General features: G+C 50.7%; 25 protein-coding genes. 15 read left to right on the forward strand and 10 right to left on the reverse strand.

Features of this window, described 5'->3' with window-relative positions; genetic code table 11:
- The first annotated feature begins 11 nt into the window (after positions 1-11).
- Entirely contained in the window at positions 12-1,202 is a 1,191-nt protein-coding gene (locus tag Q397_RS22035; RefSeq protein ID WP_051609919.1) for an MFS transporter, read from the forward strand.
- Here Q397_RS22035 and Q397_RS22040 read toward each other — a convergent pair.
- Together Q397_RS22040 and cyaY are read right to left on the reverse strand one after the other, a co-directional pair.
- A complete protein-coding gene (locus Q397_RS22040) occupies positions 1,199-2,200 on the reverse strand; it encodes an asparaginase (protein WP_038013487.1) in 1,002 nt (333 codons plus the stop codon). The two genes, Q397_RS22035 and Q397_RS22040, sit on opposite strands and share 4 nt — an antisense overlap.
- The gene (cyaY, locus tag Q397_RS25210) at positions 2,197-2,505 is read right to left on the reverse strand and encodes an iron donor protein CyaY (protein WP_028879403.1); all 309 of its coding nucleotides are present in this window, start codon (positions 2,503-2,505) and stop codon (positions 2,197-2,199) included. The genes Q397_RS22040 and cyaY overlap by 4 nt, the downstream gene beginning before the upstream one ends.
- Positions 2,506-2,697: 192 nt before the next feature.
- Here cyaY and rpmE point away from each other — a divergent pair, with 192 nt between their 5' ends.
- The 4 genes from rpmE (at position 2,698) to Q397_RS0110620 (ending at position 6,260) form a co-directional block, all read left to right on the forward strand.
- Complete coding sequence (gene rpmE, locus Q397_RS0110605; protein WP_028879404.1) at positions 2,698-2,919, forward strand: 50S ribosomal protein L31; 222 nt, start codon at positions 2,698-2,700, stop codon at positions 2,917-2,919.
- Between the two features lie 185 nt (positions 2,920-3,104).
- Positions 3,105-4,346 carry a DUF2336 domain-containing protein gene (locus Q397_RS0110610; RefSeq protein ID WP_028879405.1) on the forward strand — a complete coding sequence of 414 codons (1,242 nt, stop codon included), beginning with the start codon at positions 3,105-3,107 and terminating at the stop codon, positions 4,344-4,346.
- A 171-nt stretch (positions 4,347-4,517) separates the two neighbouring features.
- Complete coding sequence (locus tag Q397_RS0110615; protein WP_028879406.1) at positions 4,518-4,976, forward strand: Hsp20 family protein; 459 nt, start codon at positions 4,518-4,520, stop codon at positions 4,974-4,976.
- A 168-nt stretch (positions 4,977-5,144) separates the two neighbouring features.
- Positions 5,145-6,260, forward strand: a complete 1,116-nt coding sequence (locus tag Q397_RS0110620) for a GMP reductase (RefSeq protein ID WP_028879407.1) — start codon at positions 5,145-5,147, stop codon at positions 6,258-6,260.
- A 15-nt stretch (positions 6,261-6,275) separates the two neighbouring features.
- Here Q397_RS0110620 and Q397_RS0110625 read toward each other — a convergent pair whose 3' ends face one another.
- Positions 6,276-7,670: an MFS transporter gene (locus Q397_RS0110625; RefSeq protein WP_028879408.1), complete on the reverse strand. Its 1,395-nt coding sequence runs from the start codon at positions 7,668-7,670 to the stop codon at positions 6,276-6,278.
- A gap of 96 nt (positions 7,671-7,766) precedes the next feature.
- On the opposite strand from Q397_RS0110625, the gene Q397_RS0110630 reads away from it, so the two are divergent.
- The gene (locus tag Q397_RS0110630) at positions 7,767-8,192 is read left to right on the forward strand and encodes a hypothetical protein (protein ID WP_028879409.1); all 426 of its coding nucleotides are present in this window, start codon (positions 7,767-7,769) and stop codon (positions 8,190-8,192) included.
- On the opposite strand, the gene Q397_RS0110635 is transcribed toward Q397_RS0110630, so the two are convergent.
- The 6 genes from Q397_RS0110635 to Q397_RS0110660 all read right to left on the reverse strand — a co-directional run bounded on the left by Q397_RS0110635 (position 8,189) and on the right by Q397_RS0110660 (position 14,905).
- On the reverse strand, positions 8,189-9,124 hold the full coding sequence (locus Q397_RS0110635; RefSeq protein ID WP_028879410.1) for a pseudouridine-5'-phosphate glycosidase: 936 nt from the start codon (positions 9,122-9,124) through the stop codon (positions 8,189-8,191). The genes Q397_RS0110630 and Q397_RS0110635 overlap by 4 nt on opposite strands.
- Positions 9,125-9,274: 150 nt before the next feature.
- Positions 9,275-11,116, reverse strand: coding sequence for a methyl-accepting chemotaxis protein (locus Q397_RS0110640; protein WP_156950689.1), 1,842 nt, complete (start codon positions 11,114-11,116; stop codon positions 9,275-9,277).
- 295 nt (positions 11,117-11,411) lie between these two features.
- Entirely contained in the window at positions 11,412-12,107 is a 696-nt protein-coding gene (locus Q397_RS0110645) for a hypothetical protein (protein ID WP_156950690.1), read from the reverse strand.
- A 184-nt stretch (positions 12,108-12,291) separates the two neighbouring features.
- Positions 12,292-12,744 (reverse strand): (deoxy)nucleoside triphosphate pyrophosphohydrolase, encoded by a 453-nt coding sequence (locus Q397_RS0110650; RefSeq protein WP_084149026.1) that lies wholly within the window; start codon positions 12,742-12,744, stop codon positions 12,292-12,294.
- A complete protein-coding gene (argJ, locus tag Q397_RS0110655; RefSeq protein ID WP_028879414.1) occupies positions 12,741-13,976 on the reverse strand; it encodes a bifunctional glutamate N-acetyltransferase/amino-acid acetyltransferase ArgJ in 1,236 nt (411 codons plus the stop codon). The genes Q397_RS0110650 and argJ overlap by 4 nt, the downstream gene beginning before the upstream one ends.
- A gap of 89 nt (positions 13,977-14,065) precedes the next feature.
- Positions 14,066-14,905 carry a peptidylprolyl isomerase gene (locus Q397_RS0110660; protein WP_028879415.1) on the reverse strand — a complete coding sequence of 280 codons (840 nt, stop codon included), beginning with the start codon at positions 14,903-14,905 and terminating at the stop codon, positions 14,066-14,068.
- Between the two features lie 200 nt (positions 14,906-15,105).
- On the opposite strand from Q397_RS0110660, the gene secA reads away from it, so the two are divergent.
- Both secA and Q397_RS24120 read left to right on the forward strand, forming a co-directional pair.
- Positions 15,106-17,817 carry a preprotein translocase subunit SecA gene (secA, locus tag Q397_RS0110665; protein WP_028879416.1) on the forward strand — a complete coding sequence of 904 codons (2,712 nt, stop codon included), beginning with the start codon at positions 15,106-15,108 and terminating at the stop codon, positions 17,815-17,817.
- Positions 17,804-18,157: a c-type cytochrome gene (locus Q397_RS24120; protein WP_051609921.1), complete on the forward strand. Its 354-nt coding sequence runs from the start codon at positions 17,804-17,806 to the stop codon at positions 18,155-18,157. Before secA ends, Q397_RS24120 begins: the two co-directional genes overlap by 14 nt.
- Positions 18,158-18,166: 9 nt before the next feature.
- Here Q397_RS24120 and Q397_RS0110675 read toward each other — a convergent pair whose 3' ends face one another.
- Positions 18,167-19,189, reverse strand: a complete 1,023-nt coding sequence (locus tag Q397_RS0110675) for an amino acid ABC transporter substrate-binding protein (RefSeq protein ID WP_156950691.1) — start codon at positions 19,187-19,189, stop codon at positions 18,167-18,169.
- 285 nt (positions 19,190-19,474) lie between these two features.
- Between Q397_RS0110675 and Q397_RS0110680 the strand changes: the two genes are divergently transcribed.
- The 7 genes from Q397_RS0110680 to Q397_RS0110710 all read left to right on the forward strand — a co-directional run bounded on the left by Q397_RS0110680 (position 19,475) and on the right by Q397_RS0110710 (position 23,925).
- The gene (locus Q397_RS0110680; protein WP_028879418.1) at positions 19,475-19,684 is read left to right on the forward strand and encodes a cold-shock protein; all 210 of its coding nucleotides are present in this window, start codon (positions 19,475-19,477) and stop codon (positions 19,682-19,684) included.
- 74 nt (positions 19,685-19,758) lie between these two features.
- Positions 19,759-19,956: a hypothetical protein gene (locus tag Q397_RS0110685; RefSeq protein WP_028879419.1), complete on the forward strand. Its 198-nt coding sequence runs from the start codon at positions 19,759-19,761 to the stop codon at positions 19,954-19,956.
- Between the two features lie 11 nt (positions 19,957-19,967).
- The gene (locus tag Q397_RS0110690; protein WP_028879420.1) at positions 19,968-20,150 is read left to right on the forward strand and encodes a hypothetical protein; all 183 of its coding nucleotides are present in this window, start codon (positions 19,968-19,970) and stop codon (positions 20,148-20,150) included.
- Positions 20,151-20,252: 102 nt separating this feature from the next.
- A complete protein-coding gene (locus Q397_RS0110695) occupies positions 20,253-20,732 on the forward strand; it encodes a UPF0262 family protein (protein ID WP_028879421.1) in 480 nt (159 codons plus the stop codon).
- A 10-nt stretch (positions 20,733-20,742) separates the two neighbouring features.
- Positions 20,743-21,189 carry an arsenate-mycothiol transferase ArsC gene (locus Q397_RS0110700; protein WP_028879422.1) on the forward strand — a complete coding sequence of 149 codons (447 nt, stop codon included), beginning with the start codon at positions 20,743-20,745 and terminating at the stop codon, positions 21,187-21,189.
- Positions 21,190-21,261: 72 nt separating this feature from the next.
- Positions 21,262-22,479 carry an aminotransferase-like domain-containing protein gene (locus tag Q397_RS0110705; protein WP_038013492.1) on the forward strand — a complete coding sequence of 406 codons (1,218 nt, stop codon included), beginning with the start codon at positions 21,262-21,264 and terminating at the stop codon, positions 22,477-22,479.
- A 9-nt stretch (positions 22,480-22,488) separates the two neighbouring features.
- Positions 22,489-23,925 carry a sensor domain-containing diguanylate cyclase gene (locus Q397_RS0110710; protein WP_028879424.1) on the forward strand — a complete coding sequence of 479 codons (1,437 nt, stop codon included), beginning with the start codon at positions 22,489-22,491 and terminating at the stop codon, positions 23,923-23,925.
- Positions 23,926-23,974 lie beyond the last annotated feature (49 nt).

Genomic DNA, 23,974 nt, shown 5'->3' on the forward strand with positions numbered 1-23,974 from the left:
ACCGCCCCAACATGTTAGTTCTCTTCTTTGTCGTCTTTATCGATCTTGTTGGTTTTGGCATTGTTATCCCCTTGCTTCCCTTCTTCGGGGAACATTTTCAGGCCTCCCCCGATGTGGTCACGTTGCTGCTTGCGACCTATTCCATCACCCAATTGATCAGCGCCCCCGTACTGGGCCGCTTGAGTGACAAATACGGGCGGCGCCCCATCTTGCTGTTCTCTCTGTTAGGCTCCATCATTACCTATGTGTGGCTGGGGTTTGCAGAAACGCTGATGATGCTGTTTATCGCGCGCGCTTTTAACGGCTTTATGGCAGGTAATATTGCCACCGCCTTTGCCTATATCGCCGACATCACCACACCGGAAAATCGGGCTAAAGGCATGGGCGTCATTGGCGCAGCCTTTGGTCTGGGCTTTATTGCCGGCCCTGCCATCGGCGGCATCCTTGCCGGACCCGATGCGGCGAACCCTAACTTCCAGCTTCCCGCCCTAACGGCTGCGGCCCTGTCTGCTTTTGCCTTTATCCTTGCCATCGTCAAACTCAAAGAATCGTTGAGCGAGGATGCACGGGCCAAGATCGCCAATATGCCACCGCGTAAACATTGGCAATCCTTCTTTGAAACCCTTATGCGCCCCCGTCTTGGACTATTAATTGCCCTGTCCTTCCTCTGCACTTTTGTCTTTGCTGGCATGGAAACCACCTTTGCCATGTGGACACGCCGTGAATTTGGCTGGGGACCGGAACAGAACGGCTACCTCTTCGCCTTTTTAGGGATCGTCAGCGCGCTTATTCAGGGCGGATTGATCGGGAGACTGTCCAAGAAGTTTGGCGAAGGCAAGCTGGTCATGGTCGGCAGCCTTTTGCTTGGTATCGGCATCGGCCTGATCCCGTTTAGCGATAGCGTGACCCTGCTGCTGATCGCGACGACCATTCTGGCTATCGGCTTTGCACTCTCCACCCCGTCGCTCAACAGCTTGATTTCCTTTGAAGCAGGCGAGACGGAACGCGGCGGCGTCATGGGCGCCAGTCGCTCTGCCGCGACCCTTGCCCGTGTTTTGGGCCCGATCCTTGCCGGTATCCTGTTTGCCCAACTCGGGCGTGACATTCCCTATTATGCAGGTTTTGTGATCATGCTGATCGTTGCCGCTATTGCTCTGGTCAAGCTCAGCAATCAACGCGCCCCAAAAGCAGATAAAGCTTAAAAGGCGCGTCTGGCGTATCCAACCACCGTCCCGTTGCGGTTTAACAGCGGTTTTTCCAAAAGGTCGGCAACGCCGGCCTTTTCCATGTCTGCGGGGCTTACAACGCCCAGATCAACCAGCAGGGCACTCAGGATGATCTCTGCCCCCCGATAGGTACCGTCATCACACTTCACCGCGATACCGTAGCCCAGCTCCGGTACAAACGCCGCAAAAACACCTTCCGCCCCGACTTTCACAAAAAGTTTCTTCGGGAAAGCTGCCATCATGCGCGAACAATAGCGATCCGTCCCCGCCACCATGAAAGGCGCGTTAAAGATCGCTTGGGTAATCCGTTTCATGGCAACCGCCCGTTCCGGGCTGACCCGTCCATCCGGTGCGGCAAATTTGGAAAAGCCGAGCGCCTGATTTTTGAGAGGCACCGCCCAAGTGGGGATGGCACAACCATCAATGCCACAAGGGGCGTCACTCAAATCCACCTCGCAGACCTCTTCCAGTGCTTTGCGGATGGCTTGTTGCAGGGGGTGATCCGGCTCGGTATAGCCAACCGGATTGACCTTCATATGCTTCAAATAGGCTAAAAAGCCGGAATGTTTGCCGGAACAATTGTTGTGAAGCGCGTTCGGTGCCTCCCCCTCCATGGCGAGATGGCGGCCTGCTGCTTCATTCATGGGCCAATGGGAGCCACATTTTAACAGCTCTTTCGTCAGGCCCATCTTGTTCAACATGGATTGCGCGACACCCACATGCTGCACTTCGCCACCGTGGGATGCACAGGCCAGCGCAATCTCTTCATCGCTAAAGCCATAAGCGTCTGCCGCGCCACTTTCCATCATCACCAGCGCCTGAATGGCCTTGATACTGGAGCGAGGGAACACTGGCGTGTCTATGTCACCAGCCTTGCGGATGACTTGTGCGTCTTTATCAACCACGCAATAAGACCCGCGGTGGCGGCTCTCTGTGATGCCACCACGCGTTACCTCGACCAGTACCGGGTTCATGACAAGGTCACATTCAATTCTTCACATAGACGTTTGACCAAATCCGCGTCATCGCGCGTGCCGATCCAGTCACCCTCTTTATACTCGTAATGCGTCGCGCCACTTTTCGGGGACGCCATCCAGATTTGTTTATTCGGAGCATGTTTGTTGATGATGTAAGTGCCACCCGCATCCAGTTCGATGTTGAGAATCCCATCTTCAACATCCACATCGGCGTGATCTCCGATCTGTTCATCCAGCTGTTCGAACAAAGAGTCGAGGAATGCGTCGGCGATATCGTGAAACTGGTTTTCATCAAAAGACATGCTGTAAATCCTGTAATCCGTCAAAAGTTTCAACCGATATAACAATGCATTCCCCCTTCCACAAGACCAATTACAGAAATATGAAAAGAATACCTTGCACAGTGTTCCCATTCTCGTTATATAAGCGCCTCGTTTTCCCGACAACCAAGTCGTGAAGCCTTTTCTTGCGACTAAATTAATTGAGACGAAATCATGCAAAAAGATATTCATCCTGATTACCACGAAATCACAGTTCAAATGACTGACGGTTCCACGTTCACAACCCGTTCCACTTGGGGTAAACCGGGCGACGTGATGAAACTCGACATCGATCCGAAATCTCACCCGGCTTGGACAGGCGTTCACCGTCTGCTCGACGCTGGTGGTCAGCTGGCGAAATTCAACAAGCGTTTCTCCAACTTCGGCATCAAATAAGGCGCGGTTTTACCCGCTCCCTTGTCGGGACAAACCTTTTAAAGGCGGCGAACCTTCGGGTTCTGTCGCCTTTTTCTGTGGCACTAAACACCACAAGTTACAAATAATGCAGAATACATGGTTGAACTAAACCACAATGCGATGCACTATTGAGCTCCTTGGGGATAAAAACAACAAGAAGCCAAATGAGCGATTCAGGTAAAAAACTCGTATCCAAAGCCACCCTCTCCTACCAAGAGATGCAAAAGCTTGCCTCTCATGAGGACTTATTGATCCGATGCCAACTGGCAGAACGTCACGACCTAAAACCTGAAATCCTCTATTTTCTAGCTGAAGATGAAGAAATGGAAGTGCGTCGGCGCATCGCGGTAAATCCGACGACTCCGCGCCAAGCTGATCTTTTGCTCGCCAGTGATGCGGAAGAAGAAGTCCGCCTGCAACTGACCGACAAAATCGCCAATCTTGCCCCTGATGTCAGCAGTGACCAACAGAACAAAATTCAGATCCTCACCCTTGAGGCCTTGCGCATCCTCTCACGTGATCAGGCAACCAAGGTCCGCCAGATTCTGTCTGAAGCCTTAAAAGATGTGGTCGACGCCCCCGGCGAGATCATTAAGCATCTGGCCCAGGATATGGAACTGGTTGTCGCTGGCCCTATCTTACAGTTTTCCCCCGTCCTGTCTGATGAAGACCTGCTGGAAATCATCACCTCCAGCCATTGCAAAGGCGCGCTAAACGCGATCTCCAAACGCCACAAGGTATCAGAGACCATTTCTGATGCGGTGATCGCCACCAATGAAGAAAGCGCCATTGCCGACCTTTTAGGCAACCAGAGCGCCCAAATCCGCGAAGATACCCTTGATATGCTGGCTGAACGCGCAGAAGCCATCACCAACTGGCATGAACCGCTGCTGCAACGCCCCAAGCTCAGCCCCAAAGCTGCCAAAAAAATGGCGCACTATCTGGCAGAGAATCTGTTGAACACCCTGCAAGCGCGCGCGGATTTGCCCGCAGACGTGATCAACGTGGTCAAGGAACAGGTCAAAAAACGCATTGAATGCGACTCCCCTGCCGAAGATGCTCCCGATCCGATGGATATCCTGCGCGAGCTCAAGGAAAAGGACGAACTGGACGAAATGAAACTGCATGACTGGCTCGACGATAGCCAGTGGCTGATGGCCACCAGCGCCCTTGCAGTCCTTGCTGATCTTCCCCGCGTAACGATCAAAAAAATTATCGCCTCGCAAAGCGGTAAAGGCATCATGGCGCTGTCATGGAAAGCCGGATTATCTGCTGAGATGGGAGAAAAATTGCAGTTTAAATTAGCTAAAATGCCCATCCCAAACCTGTTAAAACCCGCGGAAAACGGGGAGTATCCACTCACAGAGGATGAGCTGACCTGGCACTTGGAATTGTTTGGTCACTAAAAAATTACGTTCCCCCCTTGCACAGAAAAACCCATCTTCCTAACTCCTATTCATAGCCGATAACGAGGTGCCGCCGAGCGGGCCTCCGGATCAATCGGCGGATCGTTTCCTTGCCCAAAATGGGAAGGAAATCGCTTTAAGAACTCATGTTGCTCATAGGAGAATATGGACATGCAAAACTTTGACTTATCGCCTCTCTTTCGCTCTTCCATCGGTTTTGAACGCATGCAGCGTGCCTTGGATGCCGCAACCCGTCTAGACAATGCGGCAAACGCCTATCCACCCTATGATATCGAGGTTTCCGGCGAAGATTCGTATCGCATTTCTCTAGCCGTTGCTGGCTTTAGCGAAGGCGATCTGGAAATTACCGCGAAAGAAAACAGCCTTGTGGTTTCGGCTGAGGCAAAAACAGAAGAAACACAGGAAAAACAGTATCTCCATCGTGGGATTGCCCGACGTGCCTTTGAGCGCCGTTTCGAACTGGCTGATCATGTGAAAGTCGTCGGTGCAAGCCTTGATAACGGGCTTTTGAACATCGATCTGGTGCGCGAAGTGCCCCAAGCCCTTAAGCCGCGCAAGATCGAAATCGCAACCACAAACGCCAAAGCACTAGAAAGCACTGCAGCCTAACCTGCTCAAACTCCCTCCTGTTCTAGTGTAAACTGGACGCACCGCCGGCCCCTCCCCCTACTCCCTATCGGCGGTGCGTCTTTTTCTTTTTTTAAATCTTGTCCATAAGGTCAGCTTAGTGATAGTGTCCGAAATCGGTGCCATTATCTAAGGAGAGGCTGAAGCCTTATGCGTATCGATACAGAAGTCAAACTCGACTATAAAAACGTTCTCATCCGACCAAAACGTTCAGACCTGCTTTCACGTTCCGAAGTGGACATGGAACGCGAATTCCGTTTCCCCCATGCCAAAGTAACCTGGAAGGGTGTGCCCATCATTGCGGCAAATATGGACACGGTTGGGACATTTGAAATGGCAAAGGCTCTTGCCGGTCATAATGCCATGACGGCCCTACACAAATTTTATAGTCAGGAAGACTACAAAACTTATTTTGAACAAGAAGCACCGGCTGCAGGGATCAACCCTTGGGCGCGGACCTTCTTTTCCTTCGGGATCAACGAACAGGATGTCGAAAACCTCGACGAAGCCATGAAATTGGCGGCAAACCGTCCTGAAGGCGAACCTGTCTTTATCTGTCTGGACGTGGCCAACGGTTACAGCGAACGATTCGCCCGTATCGTGGAACGTATCCGCAAGACCCACGAAGATGCCATCATCATGGCAGGCAACGTGGTCACCGGCGAAATGACAGAACAATTGATCATTTCCGGTGCGGATATCGTCAAGGTCGGCATTGGGCCGGGCTCTGTTTGTACCACCCGTAAAATGACCGGCGTTGGCTACCCGCAACTATCTGCGGTGCTTGAATGTGCCGATGCAGCCCACGGCCTTAAAGGTCTGGTCTGCGCAGACGGGGGCTGCACGGTGCCGGGTGACGTTGCCAAAGCCTTTGCAGGCGGTGCTGACTTTGTCATGCTCGGCGGCATGTTGGCTGGTCATGATGAGTGTAATGGTCAAGTGTTGACCCGTCGCTATCTGACAAATGAGCTGGACGAAAACGACAAACAGATCGTCAAGGAAGAAAAGTTCCTTGAGTTCTATGGCATGTCGTCAGATACCGCCATGAACAAGCACTATGGCGGTGTGGCGAAATACCGCGCCAGTGAAGGCAAACGCGTTGAAATTCCGTATCGTGGCGGCGTTGACGGCACCCTTATGGAAATTCTGGGCGGTGTGCGGTCCACCTGTACCTATGTGGGGGCGCAAAGCCTGAAAGAACTGTCAAAACGCACGACGTTCGTCACCGTTAGCCAGCAAATCAACGAAGTTTTCGGTAAATCCTAAAACAGACCGATTAGCTTAACGTTCAGGTCCCGGCCAGTGAATATGGTGGGCATCAATCGCAAAAGCATGGGCATGGCGCACTTCTTTGTGGCGATGCTCATGCACATGTGGTTCGGGACCTTCCCACCCTTCGTGAGTATGATCATGATGATCGTCTTCATGGGTGTGGGGGTGCTGATGGTTATGGGCTTTATGTACATGTTCACGCACCACAGGGTCATTTGTCGGCCACAACTTCAAGGCCCATAAGGTTGCTAAAAACGCAATAGAGGCCAAAATTCCAAAGGTCTGCGCCATCCCTAAGGCGGCGCCCATCCATCCTGCAAGGCCATACCCCAAAAACCAGGCGCCATGGGATAGGGCGAAATTGGCACTAAAATAGGCTGTCCGGTCGCCATCTGTTGTGGATCGCGTCACCACACGGGCCGCAGGCGTCTGGATCAAAGACCAGCCCACACCTAGTAAAAACCAGATACATAAAAGGCCGACCAAGCCCGGCATGGTCATCCCCCACAACAGCGTAGAAGCGATCAAGCTACCCCCTGCAATCATCACCGGACGATCCGGCACGGTCTTTAGCAAACGGGGCAGATAAAGCGCAACAACCATAGACCCCGCGCCCGAGGCCATCATCACGGTAGCTGTTTCCGCTTCCCCCAGCCCCAAATAACTGCGCACATAAACGACCGAGTTGACAATAACCATCGCGCCCCCTGCTGCAACCGCACCATGCAGGGCCAGCAGGCCACGTAGTCTGGGGGTCTTGAGATAAGCTTTCAGGCCAAAGGTGATATTGCCAAGGATCGAGCCATCACGTTGCGTCAAGGCAGAGGCAGGAAGGCTGGCACTCAGGACCAACAGAGCGGAGACGAGAAACGTCACCCCATTAAGCATAAACAACAGATCGAACGACCAGAGGGTCAGCAATAAAGCCGCCAGTGTGGGACTGAGCATATTTTCAAGATCGTAAGCCAACCGGGAATAAGACAGCGCCTTTGTATAGCGTTCCTCATTGGGTAAAATATCGGGAATGGTGGATTGGAACAAAGGCGTAAAACAGGCCGAACACACATTCACACCAAAAATCACCAGATACAGATGCCAAGGCTCTGACAAAAAGGGCAAGGTAAGTATGAAGCCCGCGCGCACGACATCCAGAATAATCAAGGTCGCTTTGCGCGGCAGTAAATGAGCAAACCCGCCTGCGATTGGCGCCACACAGACATAGGCAATCATCTTGATGGCAAGGGCCGTCCCCACCACCTGCCCGGCGCTCTCCCCCGCCAGATCAAAGGCCAGCAAAGCGAGCGCAACAGTCGTCAGCCCCGTGCCCACCAAAGAGGTGATTTGCGCAGAAAATAACTTCCGATAGGTTGGGTTTTTTAGCGGGCTTTCGACCGATTGGTTCATAGGATTGATTTTATCTGATTGAAAAATAAAGCAGCGGTTCACAGCGACCGTCTAAATAGGATATGGTCAAATTTCCGTAATGAAAAGCACTTTAACATGCAGATACTCTTCATCATCGCCTTTGCCATGACGGTTCTTGCGTCTTTATTTATTGGCAACGCCCTGTCCAGCGGTTATTCGCCCTATGCAGCAAGTCTCGGGGCCCTATTTTCGTTGCTTGGCCTGTTTATGCCGTTTATGAGCGAGTATAACGTCCTGCACCGCAGTTTTTCGAAAATCGGCGACAACTTCAAAAGCCTGATCAAGACGCAAGAACACCATCAAGGCGAGGTCGAAATTTTTCTGCCCGGTCAAAGACGCGCCGCACGGGAAACCTATAGCCTACAAAAAGAGACTCCGTCGCGCTTCGGGATCATTGTCGTGCTGATCATCGCCTTTGGTCTGATTTCCTATGACGCGGTTCAGCATTATGTGATCGGGGATGGATTAAAATCCGAAAAAGGGCCGATCAGCAACTTCTAAACCCGTCCTGCCAGCGCCTGTGCAATCTGTGCGCCCAGAACAGCATTCTGTCGAATAAGAGCCATATTGCTTTTACGGCTTTGCCCGTTCGACAGTTCCCCCAGACGTTTTAACAGATAAGGCGTCACGTCCTTGCCGCTGAGCGTCATCTCCGACAAAGCTTGCGTGATACAGGCTTCAACTTCATCGCGCGCCCATTCATCAGCCTTGGCAATTGGGTTGGCAATCAACACACCACCTTCAAGCCGCATACTATCTGGCCAGCGCGTCAGGTTCCATTTATGGATTAACAGGTTCGCGATATCTACCACATCATCCAGACGCGCCATATTCACAAGGCCGCTGTCGCGATAATAAAAGGCCGGAAACTCATCACATTGATACCCAATGACCGGCACGCCTTTGGTTTCCAGCACTTCCAGTGTCTTCGGTAGGTCCAAAACCGCTTTTGCCCCTGCCGACACCACACAAACATTGCTACGACCCAATTCTTCCAGATCTGCAGAGATGTCAAAGCTGGTTTCCGCCCCGCGATGAACCCCACCGATCCCGCCTGTGGCGAAGACCCGAATCCCGGCTTGTTCTGCAATCAGCATGGTCGCGGCAACGGTTGTCCCGCCTGTCTGGCGTAAGCTTAAGGCCAATGGTAAGTCACGGCGGCTCAGTTTTTTGGCTGCTTTGTCCGTGGCCAACTGTTCAAGCTTTGTGCGATCCAACCCGACATGGATCAGCCCGTCAATCACTGCAATCGTTGCCGGGATTGCGCCATTTTCACGCACGACCTCTTCCAGCGCCAAGGCGATTTCCAGATTATCGGGGAAAGGCAAACCATGTGTAATCACGGTACTTTCCAGCGCGACAACACCTTTTCTATCAAAAAAAGCCTGACGGACTTCGGGGGAAAGAACGAGTCTGCGATATGTCGGTTTCATCTTTAGCCATCCTGACGAAATCATGGAAACGTCACCCTATCAAAAGAGTGAAGCGCGCGTCCATCCCAATCCATGAGGGAGGGCCAATAAAAAAGGAGCCCCATATAGATAGCGCCCCTTTTTTGAAGGCATATCGTCTCCCTCGAAACCTTAAACGGCCCTGACGTTCTCTATAAATCTGCGGATAAAGGCATTCATACTTTCCGCTTGTTCCTCCACTTGGGTGGACGCCCCTTTTACCTGATCTGCAGCTTCTTCTGTTTCGGTTGCCAACGTACTGACACCAACAATATTTTCCGAAACTTCATGGGTTCCGCTGGAGGCTTGTTCAACATTGCGTGCAATTTCCTGTGTGGCGGCGCGTTGCTGTTCCACCGCTGCGGCAATCGCCGAGGAAATTTCATCCATTTGTGCGATCACTTTCGAGATACCGCCAATAGCTACGACAGCATTTTCGGTGGAACGTTGGACATCACCGATCTGACGGGAGATTTCTTCGGTTGCCTTGGCGGTCTGGGTGGCAAGGTTTTTCACCTCACTTGCAACCACCGCAAAGCCTTTACCTGCATCGCCTGCGCGTGCCGCTTCAATGGTCGCGTTCAAGGCCAAAAGATTGGTCTGATCCGCAATGTCATTAATCAACCGGATAGCTTCCCCGATGCGTTGTGCCGCATCAGACAGGCCGCGCATGGTCTCATCTGTTTCCTGTGCCTTCGTCACCGCTTCACTGGCGATAAGGGTCGAATTACTGGCTTGCGCACCGATCTCGGCAATAGAGGCCGCCAACTCTTCAGATGCGGAGGCCACCGTCTGCACATTGCTGGAGGCTTCCGTTGATGCAGCCGACACTGCAGCAGAGCGTTGATTTAACTGATCTGCCGCCTGTTTCATACTGTTGGAGGTGGTGCCCATTTGTGTAATTGCCGCATGAACGGTCGTCAGCACGTTATCAGAGTCTTTTTCAAACCCTTGGGTCAATAGGATAATCTGTTTCGCGCGTTCCTGCTGGACTTCCTGCTCGCGGGCTTGCTCCGCTGCCAACTGTTCAGCGCGGATCATATTGTCTTTAAAGACAAGTACACTGCGGCCCATGTCGCCCAGTTCGTTCTTCAACTCTGTCGTGGGGACATCAACCGTCTTATCGCCCTCTGCCAACACCTTCATGGTACGGGTCAGTCCGGCAATGGGTTTGTTGATCTGGCGCGCAACCAAAATGGCAACTGAAAAGACGATTAACACCGTTAGAACGATGGTAGACACAACCACAGTCCCAGTTGAACTCACCGTTTCCCGCATATCGGCATTGGCTTTTTGCGTACGCTCCTCCACTGCCTTAAAAACCGTTTCAAACGGGTCTTGGGCTTTAGCAAAGACAACTAAAAATTGAGACGTCATTTCCTCTACTGCCAAACGTTTCATCGCCAGCGCCTTAAAATCCGCATGATAAGACTTCATCAGACCCATAATGTTGTCTTGCGCGGATGGGGGGATATAACTTTCCAGCAATTGCCCGCTAAATTCTGCCAAGCGCTTATCCATGCGATCAATATATTTAGGGTCGAGACGCAGCAGAAAATCTTTTTCGTGTCGGCGCATCATCAGCATGGTCACGCTAAGCGTTTGGTTCTCATAACCCTTCAGGAGTGTCTCAACATTGTGGACCGATTGACGCAGCTCCCCCCGAAGTCCATCTTTCTCCGAAAAGCCCAGTTCTCGCCAAATGGCTACAACCTGTTGAAACGTTCCGTTATATTCCTGCACCATCGTGGAAATCTGTTTAAGCAGATCAAGTTCCGTCACAACGACCGGACTTTTCATCAGCGCCTCCAGATTTACCTGAATGTCTTGCACGACCCCTTGATGTTCTTCAACATATTTTTCTTCATGGCGCAGCAGAAAATCTTTTTCCCGACGCCTGGCATTCAAAAATTCGTAGTGGACTTTTTCGGTTGTGTTGAGGGCCGCGATATCAAGACTCAGCTCCTGCTGCATCTCAAAGACCTTGTCTTCAGATATTTTGTATCCAACCCCGATGACAATAAATCCGATCAATGCGATCAGACTTATGACGTTGATCTGATAAATCAACCTTAAGTTTGAAATGAACCTAAACACAACATACCCCTACACAACATAACTAGCTGTTTAAAGATAATTTCACTTGCCTTACTTTCCTAGAAAAGAGATATTTCCATTTGTTTCCATAATATTACACAATCATTTTAGATTGCTTATGTAAATACCCGTACGACCTAAGGGGATTTACATACGGAAAAATACGCACCTTCTAGTTGATATTTTCAACTTTATGTTGATCGGTCGAAATATGTGTAAAAGGAAGATTCGCTTCAACATAGCGATCAAATCGATCCATAAAGCCTCGATACGCAGAAGACGCATAATGGTAAAGCGGTGCCTCTTTCACCAATTCAACCGCGACAGGCAACGGCTTGATCATCTGCTGTTGATGCGCGTTGGTAACGGCAGGGCCGCTTGCCAAAAAACCTGCAATTTGCCCGGTATTATAGGCTTTAAACATGCTCTGCGTATTATAAAACGCGTTAAACGGTTTGCCTTTGGCATAGTTTTCCTGCCAGATCAGCCCCTTCACATAGCCGAACGGTTTCGTGTGATCATCGACCATGGCCGGATTTTTCCAAAAATAGCTTTTAAGCTGGATAAGCGGGACTTTCCCACGCACAAAAGGCGCAAGATACTGATCTTCAACCAATCGAAACCGCATGAGCTCCGCGTCAATGCGTTCTTCATTAAATGCAGAAATCCCGCGGCGCCCCGGCAAATCCACAAAGACTGTCTCACAGCCCAAGCGGCTGTACACATCTTGCACAATCGGCAACACCAGACGCGTCAGGGCATTCTTTTCAATATAGCCGACCCGCTTCGGACATAACTCCTGCGCCTGCGCGCCAACCGGGGCCCATACCAAAATAAAAATAAGAAGAAAATATAGTCTAAAACCCATCTGCATAGCCTCAAAAGGCCCTGAACCACCTTCTCTTTAGCTATGCATCAAAAGTTTAACTTCAAGCCGATTTTCACCCTAAAATCAATATACTTTGTAGGGCTTTTACATGATAAAATGCAATTATACACCGTATTTCAGGCAGTTAAATCACCACTCGGGCACTCAACTGCCTGAAAAAAATTTAGATCAAATCTCTTAACATGGAAACCAACGGAATATCCGCTTCCGGCATAGGCAACTCGCGCATTTTATGGGGATAGACCCATTTTAGATTTTGCCCTTCGGCCCCGTGCGGTTCGCCTTTCCAGACACGACAGGCATAAAGCGGCATAAAGAGATGAAATTTCTCGTAAGAATGGGACGCAAAAGTCAAGGGCGCCAAGCAGCTTTCCGTAATATCGATGCCCAACTCTTCTTTCAATTCCCTCACCAAGGCAGTCTCCGGTGTTTCACCGTCCTCAACCTTACCGCCGGGGAATTCCCACATACCGGCCATCGACTTCCCTTGGGGGCGTTGTGCCATCAGGACACGCCCGTCCGTATCGACCATGGCAACGGCAGAAACAAAGACAATCGGCAAACCGGGGGTGATGACCTGCTGGCCAAAACACCCCATATCGTCTGCTTCACTCATGAACGGTAATCCCCGTTGATGGTGATATAGCCATGGGTCAGATCGCAGGTCCAGACCGTCGCCTTGCCCGTCCCAACACCAACGTCTGCCAATATATCGATATTCTGACCCTTCATGTGGTTCACAACCGGTGTTTCGTCATAACCTTCCACCGCTTCGCCATCTGCCGCGATCAAGACACCACCAATGGAGATTTTCAGGCGATCACGATCGGCTTTTTCGCCCGCTTTACCAACAGCCATGACAATCCGGCCCCAGTTGGCATCTTCCCCCGCAATCGCGGTTTTCACCAGCGGGGAGTTTGCAATCGCAAGCGCGATGGTTTTCGCAGCCTTGTCGGTTTCCGCACCATCCACCGTGATGGCAATAAACTTGCTGGCGCCTTCCCCATCACGCACAACCTGTTGCGCAAGGTCGATCATGACCTCATCCAACGCCTGTTTAAAGCCATCCAGCTCAGGATCGCTCAGGGATGTAATCTCTTTGTTGCCTGCTTGTGCTGTCGCTGCCAGCAAAACCGTATCACTGGTCGATGTATCGCTATCGACCGTAATGGCGTTGTAGGATTTATCCGTGGAGGATTTCAACATCGCCTGCAAAACGTCTGCGGAAATCGCCGCATCGGTAAAGATGAAAGACAGCATGGTCGCCATATTTGGCGCAATCATACCGGACCCTTTTGCGATACCGGACAGGACAACCTCTTTGCCGCCCAAGGTCAATTTTTTGCTGGCCGCCTTGGGGAAGGTATCCGTTGTCATAATGGCTTTAGCGGCGTCTTCAAAGCTGGACGCGCCCATTGTCTGCTTCATATCCGCCAAGGCAGAAGTGATCTTTGCATCCGGCAAAGCTTCACCGATGACGCCTGTTGAAGCGGTAAAGATCTCATTGACTGAACAGCCGAAAATCTTGCTGGCCTCGCCCACAATATTTTCAACAGACGCCACACCTTTTTTACCGTTAAACGCGTTGGCATTGCCGGAGTTTACGATGATGCAGCGGGCATTGCCGTGACCGTCTTTCAAAGCTGCGCGACAGGCTTCAACCGGGGCAGAGGCTGTCAGGGACAAGGTGAAGACACCTGCCATCTTTGTGCCTTCCACCAATTCGGCAACCATCAAGTCTGTTCGGTTTTTATACTTCACCCCCACTGCACGCGTCACAAACTGGACGCCTTTTACAGGTAAAACTTCGGGGAATTGTGCCGGAGCCAAAGGGGAAATATCGGTCATGGGTTCGTTTCCTCAACGTAAAAAAAATCGTCATCTGCATCAAGGATGCAGATGACGATATAACGCGCAATTTACGGTGAGGTAAATGCTTATTTATCTTCTTTGATTTCTTTTCCGTCTTTATCAAACAGGACGATCTTTGCGTCTTTACGCAGACCTTCAATATATTTGCTGACAGCTTCGTTACCAATCTCGCCTTCGATCTGGTCTTTAACGTCTTCCAGTTTCGGCGGTTGGGTTTTACGTTCTTCTTCCAACTTGATCACATGATAACCAAACTGGGTTTTGACAGGTTCTTTAGAAAACTCACCCGCTTTCAATGCAAAGGCTGCCTTTTCAAATTCCGGCACCATCGCACCAGCGGAGAAGAAACCAAGGTCGCCGCCTTGTGGGCCACTTGGACCTGTGGATTTGGTCTTCGCCAGTTCCACAAAATCAGCGCCGCCTTCCAATTCTTTGATCACGTCTTTCGCAGCAGCTTCGTCTTCCACCAAAATATGACGCGCGTGCACTTCTTTTTGTGGCTCAAAGTCTTTGATCATAGCCTGATAAGCTTCTTCAACGCGCTTGTCCGTGATTTGTTTTTCTGCGTAATCGGCGATAAAGTCGCGGGCCAGAACCTGCTGTTCAATGTCCGCCATACGCTTTTTAAACTCTTCATTTTTATCGAAGCCGTCTTTGCGCGCCTGCTCGGCAACAATCGTGCGGTCCGCAATCGTGTTAATCAACATGCTTTGGATCATTTCCAGCGGCACAGCCATTGCCTGCCCACCCATCGCGCGTTGCGCCTGTTGTACCTGTGAATAGTAGATTTCAACCCCATTCACGGTTGCAACAACCGGATCATCTTTCTTTTCGTCAGCGATTGCTGAAACGGAAAGCGTCAGTGCGCCAGCCATAACAAGTGTGCGAAATGTCGTTTTCAACATGTAAATTTAACCTCTTGGTCGTGTCTAAAAATTTAACTTACTAGGCATAATGCACATCCATTTGTCCACGTCTAGAAGATTAAGGTAACAACATTGTAACCACTCTGCGCAATTGACAGAGAAGCGCTAACATTCTATCTCTGTCCGGTCCGTGAATTATCTCTCGCACACACTGTGACTATCTTACCTAGGGGATTTCCATGTTAGGCGCCATTGCCCGTAAACTTTTCGGCACAGCAAACGAACGCTATATTAAAGGTCTGCAAAAATACGTTGATGAAATCAACGCCCTTGAAGCAGAGGTTCAACCGCTTAGTGATGATGACCTTAGGGCACGAACGGACTGGTTAAGGAAGCGGGTTGCTGACGGGGAGACACTGGATGACGTGCTGGCAGAAGCCTTCGCAACGGTCCGCGAAGCCGCAAAACGCACATTGGGCCTGCGCCACTTTGACGTACAGCTTCTCGGCGGGATAGTCCTTCACCGCGGACAGATTGCAGAGATGGCAACCGGGGAAGGGAAAACTCTTGTAGCCACCCTCGCCGCCTACCTCAATGCCCTCAGTGGCGACGGTGTTCATGTGGTCACCGTGAACGACTATCTGGCACAGCGCGACAGTCAATGGATGGGGCAGGTCTATAACTTCCTGGGTATGACGACCTCTTGTATCCTCAACCAAATGAATGATACACAGCGCCAAGAAGCTTACGCCTGCGATATCACCTATGCGACAAACAACGAACTGGGTTTCGATTATCTGCGCGACAACATGAAGTTCTCGCTCGACACCATGGTCCAGCGTCCTTTCAATTACGCCATCGTCGATGAAGTTGACTCGATCCTGATCGACGAAGCGCGGACACCCCTTATTATCTCCGGCCCCAGCGATGACAGCTCCGACCTTTACGGGATCGTTGACAGCATCATCCCCAAACTGGTCGAAAGCGACTACGAAAAAGACGAAAAAATCAAAGCGATTTCCCTATCAGAAACCGGCGTGGAACATGCCGAAGACCTGCTACGTGAAGTCGGCCTGCTGGAAACCGGCGGCCTTTATGATTTAGGCAACGTCTCTTTACTTCACCACATTAACTCCGCCTTGCGTGCGCACCATATCTTTACCAACGGTGTCGATTATCTGGTCAAAGACGGCAAGGTCATGATCGTTGATGAATTTACCGGTCGTGTGATGGACGGGCGTCGTTACTCTGACGGCTTGCATCAGGCCTTGGAAGCCAAAGAAGGCGTTCAGGTCCAGCAGGAAAACCAGACGCTTGCGTCCGTCACGTTCCAAAACTATTTCCGCCTCTATCCGAAACTGTCCGGCATGACCGGGACAGCCATGACCGAAGCGGGCGAATTTGCTGAGATTTACAAGCTGGAAGTGGTCGATATGCCGACCAACCGCGTGATCTCACGTAAAGACTATGATGACGAAGTCTATCGCACACGTGGCGAAAAGATTAACGCCATCATCGAACAGATCATCGAATGTAATAAGCGCAACCAGCCGATCCTTGTCGGTACAGTTTCTATCGAACAATCCGAAGAACTGTCCAAAGCGCTGAAAAAGGCCAAGATCAAACACGAAGTCCTCAACGCCAAACAGCATGAGCGCGAAGCCTATATCGTCGCCCAAGCCGGTGTGCCGGGTGCCGTCACCATCGCCACAAACATGGCAGGTCGCGGGACGGACATTCAGTTAGGCGGCAACCTGGAAATGCGCGTTGCCACCGAACTGGGCGAAAACCCGACAGAAGACCAGATCAACAAGCTCAAGACAGAAATCGCAGACGCTAAAAACGTCGCGCTTGAAGCCGGCGGTCTGTTTGTTCTGGGCACTGAACGCCACGAAAGCCGCCGTATCGACAACCAGCTACGCGGTCGTGCAGGCCGTCAGGGGGACGTCGGTGCGTCCAAATTCTTCCTGTCCCTTGAAGACGATCTGATGCGTATCTTTGGCTCGGAACGTATGGACGGTATGTTGAAGAAACTGGGTCTGGAAGAAGGCGAAGCCATCGTCCACCCATGGATCAACAAAGCCCTTGAAAAAGCGCAACAAAAAGTCGAAGCCCGTAACTTTGATATGCGTAAGCAAGTCCTGAAATTTGACGACGTCATGAACGATCAGCGTAAAGTGATCTTTGAACAACGCCGTGAAATGATGGCAACGGATGATGTCTCCGAGCTGATCAAGGATATGCGCGAAGACGTGATCGACGATATCGTCAGCAAATGTATCCCTCAAAAAGCCTATGCGGAACAGTGGGACACCGACAGCTTGCACGAAGAAATCACCCGTGTCTTCAATATCGACGCCCCTGTCAAAGAATGGGCGAAGGAAGAAGGCGTGGCGGATGAAGAAATCCGCGAACGTATCAGTGATGCCGTTGATCGCAAGATGGCTGCCAAGGTCGCCAACTACGGTGATCAAGTTTGGCACTCGGTCGAAAAAAGCGTTCTGCTGCAGTTGCTCGACACCATCTGGAAAGAACACCTGCTGGCGCTCGATCACCTGCGTCAAGGCATCGGTCTGCGCGCTTACGCCCAGCGTGATCCGCTGAACGAATACAAGCGCGAGGCCTTCAACCTGTTTGAAGAAATGCTGTCAATTCTGCGCGACCGCGTCATCACCTTGCTGTCACACGTAGAACTGCAAGTCGGCAATCCGGAAGAAGAGCTGGAAGCCTTTAACCGTCATGACGAACAACAAACGACGGAAAGCCACGAGCAAGTCTCTGCACTCGCATCCGAGCAAAAGCCGGAATATGGCGCAGCAACCGTACGCAGCAACAAACCCTCGGACCACATTGACCCGAACGATCCGGGCACATGGGGCAAAGTGTCACGTAACGAAGCCTGCCCTTGCGGGTCTGGCAAAAAATACAAGCACTGCCATGGCGCCGTCTAGATATCTGCCGGTTCTGGTTGCCTTATTGACCCTGCCCGTTTCGGCGGCACAGGCAACAGGCGACCAGAAGGGCAAAGAACTCTACGTCAAACATTGTGCGCCCTGCCACGGGGCCAGCGGGGAAGGTGACGGAGTCGTTGCCGCGCACCTCTCGCCACCGCCAGCAGATCTTGCACAAGCGCTCAAAACAGAGCTGGTGTCTGACGAGTATCTGATGTGGACCATCCGCGAAGGGGGGCGCAATGTCCACACCGGCATGCCCTCTTTTGAAGAAACAGCGCAGATCAACGAAGCCGACGCCCAAGCGATCGTTCGTTATCTGTGGGAAACTTTCAAGTAAGCCAGCGTCTCAACGGACGGGGAGTGCATAGAGCAGTCCCCCGTCTTTCCAGAGCGCATTCAGGCCCCGTTCCATCTGCAAGGCACTTTCTTTGCCCAGGTGACGGTCAAAAACCTCACCATAATTGCCGATTTCCCGGATCACATCTGCCATCCAGCCATTGCGCATCCCAAGCTCGGCTCCAAAACCGGCCTTTACCCCCAACAAATATTTTACCGCGCGCGGTGGATTAGCCCGATAGGCGGTAACATTTTTGCGGGTGATCCCCTGTTCTTCCGCTTCGATCATTCCATAGACCATCCAGCGTACCAGATTGAACCACTGAGGGTCGCCTTCACGGACAACCGGCCCCAAAGGTTCCTTTGAAAGATTGGTATCGAGGAAAACATAATCTTCCGGGTTTGGGGAAACTTCACGTAGAATCATACTCAGGCCCGAATAATCTCCCGCATACAGGTCGCATTGACCAGAGAAAAACAGGTTATTCAACCCCTCACGGGAATTAAAAACCAGCACCCTGATGGCCTTGCCTGTCCGATAGACATAGTCCCGAACGGTTTCATAGGTCGTGGTGCCTGCCGCTACACATAAGCTGGCTTTTGACACATCATCCAACCGCGCCACCTTCATGGATTTATGCGCCAGAATCGCCAGACGGTCATAATAAATGATATTGGTAAAATCGACGCCGTAGCCCTCATCGCGCGAAAAGGTCCAGGAAGTTGACCGGATCAACACATCAATTTCGCGGCCCTTCAACGCGCCAAAACGATTTTTCGCATTGAGCGGCACAAACGTCACAGCCGTAGGATCATTGAAAATAGCAACGGCCAACGCACGGCAAAAATCAACTTCAAAACCGACCCACTCTCCCTGGGCATCCAGATGCGCAAACCCATAATGCTGCTCATCCACACCGCAAAGCAGCAGGCCACGGCTTTGAATTTCCTCAAGAGTTTGAGCGCCTAACGGGGTAGATAAAGCCATCATAGAAAACAAAAACAAGATCACTCTTACAGTCAATACCTTCACGGCCTCTTCCTACATTTCCCCAAGCATCAAACTTGCACATTCTTTCATATTGGCAAACCCTATCAGGGATTACAAAAGATCAAAAACAAAAACTTTCAAAGATTGTTTGACTATCCCCTAAAAATAGCGCATATTGCAATTTCAATAATTCGCTACGTTACGTGTTTCCCTAAAGTCGGCCTTGTGTCGTTCTCCAAGTCTCTCTGAACATTGTGATTTTAATTGAACGTCTGAGCACACGTTGTGTCAGGCGTATTTTGTTTTTCCAATGTAAAGGATATTATAATGGCTATTGGAAACGTAAAATGGTTTAACCCGACTAAAGGTTTTGGCTTCATCGAACCGGAAGACGGCAAACAGGACGTATTCGTCCATATTTCTGCTGTTGAACGCGCAGGTCTTCAAGGCCTGAACGAAGGTCAAAAAGTAGAATACGAACTGGAAACAGGTCGCAATGGCAAGACATCTGCAACAGATCTGTCTGTTGTTGGTTAAGTCGTAAAAATCCCGTCGCCTGGCCTCTTTTGGCCAGGCGACGGTTTTTACCTTCAATCACAACTGGACAGATCATGCAGAAAAAACTCTCACGTTCTGAAGAACTTGCCCAAATCAGCTTACAAGAAACAGAACAGTTTCTTGAAGAAAAGATAAATGCGGACCACGAACGATCTTCGCATATTGCTGACCTCAAGGCACAGCGCCTTGCAAAAGAAAAAAAAGCACGTGAAGCCCAGAAGAAATTCGCTCAGGCCGTGCTTAACAAATAGAAAAGACTTACATGAATTTAACTCAAGACTTCCTCGTCAAATCTGGTATTCACAGCTTTGTGACTTACCAACAGTGTGATGCGCAACCGATCTTTTCGATCAAGGCTGCTACACACCAAAAAATGGCCCGACACGCCCAAAAACTGTTACAAAACGCATTCGGCGATTCAACCGTCATCCGTTTAGAAAAATAAGCGACACCGTCGCCGTTCCTCACAATTCCAATTGTGAAGCCCTCCCTAATATGCTTTTATACGGTTTGGAAAAAAGCCTTATATTCATGGGGGATATGGCCTGTGCATCAATTGCAAAAAATCGCTGCCATCAATATTGAAGGACTGGACAGTGTTCGACTGAAACCCGAAATCGAACACGAAAGAAAAGTCGCAATCTTCGACTTGTTGGAAGAAAACTATTTTGCACCCGTTGGCGATCACATCGGCCCCTACGTTCTGAACCTCTCCATCGAAGACGGCAAACGACTGGTTTTAGACATCGCCAAACAAGGTGAAAGCGAAAGCTTCCTTCAAGTGAAGGTTCCGCTAATGCCCGTTCGCAAAATCATTAAAGACTATTTTCTGGTTTGCGACAGCTATTTTCAAGCCATCAAAACGGCGTCCCCTACCCAAATCGAAGCGATCGATATGGGCCGCCGTGGCTTGCACAATGAAGGCTCTGTCATCCTACGGGAAAGGTTGGAGGAAAAGGTCCATATCGACCATGATACAGCGCGAAGACTCTTTACGCTTGTCTGCGTCCTTCACATTCGCCAATGAGGGCTAGACGGTGCGTGAACTCCCCTCTGCCGTTCTCTTCTGTTGTACGATGAATGCTATTCGATCCCCCATGGCTGAGGGGATTATGAAGCTCATTCATGGACGCAATATCTACGTGGATTCCTGTGGCGTCCGCCTTGGGCAAGAAGTAGACGGCTTTGTCATACAGGTCATGGACGAAATTGGCATTGACCTCAGTGAGCATCAGCCCAAAACCTTCGAGCAGCTGGAAGACAGCTTCTACGATCAGATCATCACCCTCTCGCCTGAAGCCCAGCACCACGCTTTGGATATGTCGGCCTATCTCGACTGCGAAGTAACCTTCTGGAACACCTTTGATCCCAGCCTGACCAACGGTAGCCGCGATCAACGTCTTGATGCCTACCGGTCAGTTCGTGATCAACTCATGGTGCAAATTAAAAGAAAGTTCCCCAGACACGGTCTTTCAGATATTTAAATTAGTCGATTCAAATTGACGAAGCGCAAGAGAAAGGTCAATATCTCTGACCTTACTGACATGGTGACTATAATGACCTGGAATAATAAATTTTCTGCTGATGCAGGCTCTATCGACGCGTCTGAAATTCGCGAACTCTTGAAAATCTTAGCTGACCCGGAAATTCTGTCTTTCGCAGGCGGTATTCCCGACCCTGAACTGTTCCCGATGGATCAGGTCCGTGCCTTTCGTGAGCGCATGGCCCAGCACCCGGAACAAGATCGCCAACTCATGCAATATTCCCAAACGGAAGGCTACGAGCCCCTGCGCAGCTGGGTGGCCCGTACAACTTCATCAGAACATATCTCTGTTCTGAAGGAAAACGTGCTGATCACCAACGGCGCGCAGCAGTCTTTGACCTTGCTGGCAGCCGCCCTTATTGATGCAGGCACCCCCATCGGCGTTGCAAACCCGACCTATCTTGGGGCTTTACAAGTCTTTGGCGCGCGCCGCCCGGTCTTTCATACCATTGAAACCGACCTCGACGGCCTGACCATCGAGGGTGTGGAAAAAGCCTTCAAAGCAGGTGTTAAGTTCCTGTACACCGTGCCGGATTTCCAAAACCCCGGTGGGATGACCATCCCCGAAGATCGCCGCGAAAAAATCATCGAGCTGGCCCATAAATATGACGTGGTGATCCTTGAAGATACGGCTTATCGCGCGCTCTACTATGATTGCCCGCCCCCGCCGTCCCTTCTGGAACTGGAAGGCAAGTTTCTAGGGAAAGACAACTGGAATGACAAAGGACTTGTCGTCCAGCTCGGAACGGCTTCCAAAACACTGATGCCTGCCCTGCGTGTTGGCTGGAGTGTGGCCCCGACGGCGATTCTGGAAAAACTGATTCTTTTGAAACAGGCCAACGATCTGCACACCTCCACAGTCAACCAGACACTGGCCTACGAGCTGGCAAATAACATTCTGGACAGTCATCTGGAAACCCTGCGCACGGTCTATGGTGAACGGTGTAAGGCCATGATTGAGGCTCTACGCCAATATCTGCCGAATAGCGTCACGTTTACCCCGGTAAAAGGCGGCATGTTTGTTTGGTTAAAATTACCGGAGGGGATGAACGCCCGCAAATTGTTGGAGAAAGCACTGGCAGAAGAAAAAATTGCTTTTGTACCCGGTGCGGCCTTCCATGCAAACGGGGGCGGTGATAATACCTTGCGTCTGTCTTTCTCCACATGCTCACCCCATATCATTCACGATGGGATGAAACGTCTGGCGGACTTGATCCGACGCGAACTATAGGAACACCCCATGAAGCAGAATAAGCTGCGGTTCATTGCCATTCTGGCAAGTCTACTGATCTTTGGATTCACGTTGACAAGCCTGACCAGCTACTATGCTGCCCATGATTCGCTCTCCAAACAGATCTCGGAAACGGCCCTGCCGCTTACCAGCGACAATATCTATTCGGAGGTTCAGCGCGATCTGCTTCAACCTATTTTTATTTCCTCGCTTATGGCGCAGGATACTTTTGTGCGTGACTGGACCCTTTCCGGCGAGATTGATGAGGAACGGCTCGTTAAATACCTCAAGGAAATTCAGTCACGCTACAATACCGTTACCAGCTTTTTTGTCTCCGATGCGTCAAAAAAATATTACCATTCCACCGGTGTCTTAAAGACCATCAGCCCGGTTGACCCGATGGATGACTGGTATTTCAGCTTCGTGAATACCGGCAAGGAATATGAAATCCATCTGGATTTCGACACCGCCCACCCCACGGACATGGCCGTCTTTATCAATTATCGCGTTTATGACTATAGCGGCAACTTTATCGGCGTGACCGGTGTGGGTCTGGCCGTAGATAAAGTACAGGAACGTATACTAACCTATCAAAAGCGCTATGGTCGCTCCGTCAGTTTTATTGACCGCGAAGGCACGATCATGCTGTCGAATACGAACGACTATGCAGGTAGTTCTATTCGTCGCACGCCCGGCCTGCAAGATATCGCGACGCAAATCCTGTCCCAACCCAGCGGAACCTTCAGCTACGTGCGCGATGGCAAAACCGTCCATCTCAACTCTCGCCTTGTAAACGAATTTCAATGGTATCTGTTGGTCGAGCAGGAAGAAAAAAGCGTTGAAACCAAGATCCTTCATAACCTTAAAAGTAACCTGATCGTCAGTGTGCTGATCTCGATTATCGTGATCGTCATCGCCCATATCACCATCAGCCGCTACCAAAACAAATTGCAGGAAATGGCAACGACCGACAAATTAACCGGCGTGCCCAACCGCAACGTATTTGATCCAATCTTTGACCAGATCTCCAAAGCCGCCCGCCGACACGGACACCCGGTCAGCGTCGCCATGCTGGATATTGATCATTTCAAAGCAATCAACGATGAACACGGTCACCTAAACGGTGATATGGTGCTGAAATCGGTTGCCCGCATCATTCAGGATCGACTGCGCGAATCCGACACAGTGTGTCGTTGGGGCGGCGAAGAATTTCTGCTTCTGCTGCCTGAATGTGACGAACTGCGCGCCTTTAAACTTTGTGACGATTTACGCAAAATTATCGAAAAACGCACCTTTATGAACGGCCAAACAGAAATTCGTCTCACCGTTTCCATCGGCGTAACCCAGATGGCACATGATGAACCCGCGCTCCCTTTGATAAACCGGGCAGATCAGGCTTTGTATCAATCCAAACGTACAGGACGCAATAAAGTGTCTATCTGCTAATACGCCACCTCCTAAAGACGCCGTGCAATGCAGAAAAAACTTGACCTTG

It is taken from the genome of Terasakiella pusilla DSM 6293, assembly GCF_000688235.1.
Taxonomy (GTDB): domain Bacteria; phylum Pseudomonadota; class Alphaproteobacteria; order Rhodospirillales; family Terasakiellaceae; genus Terasakiella; species Terasakiella pusilla.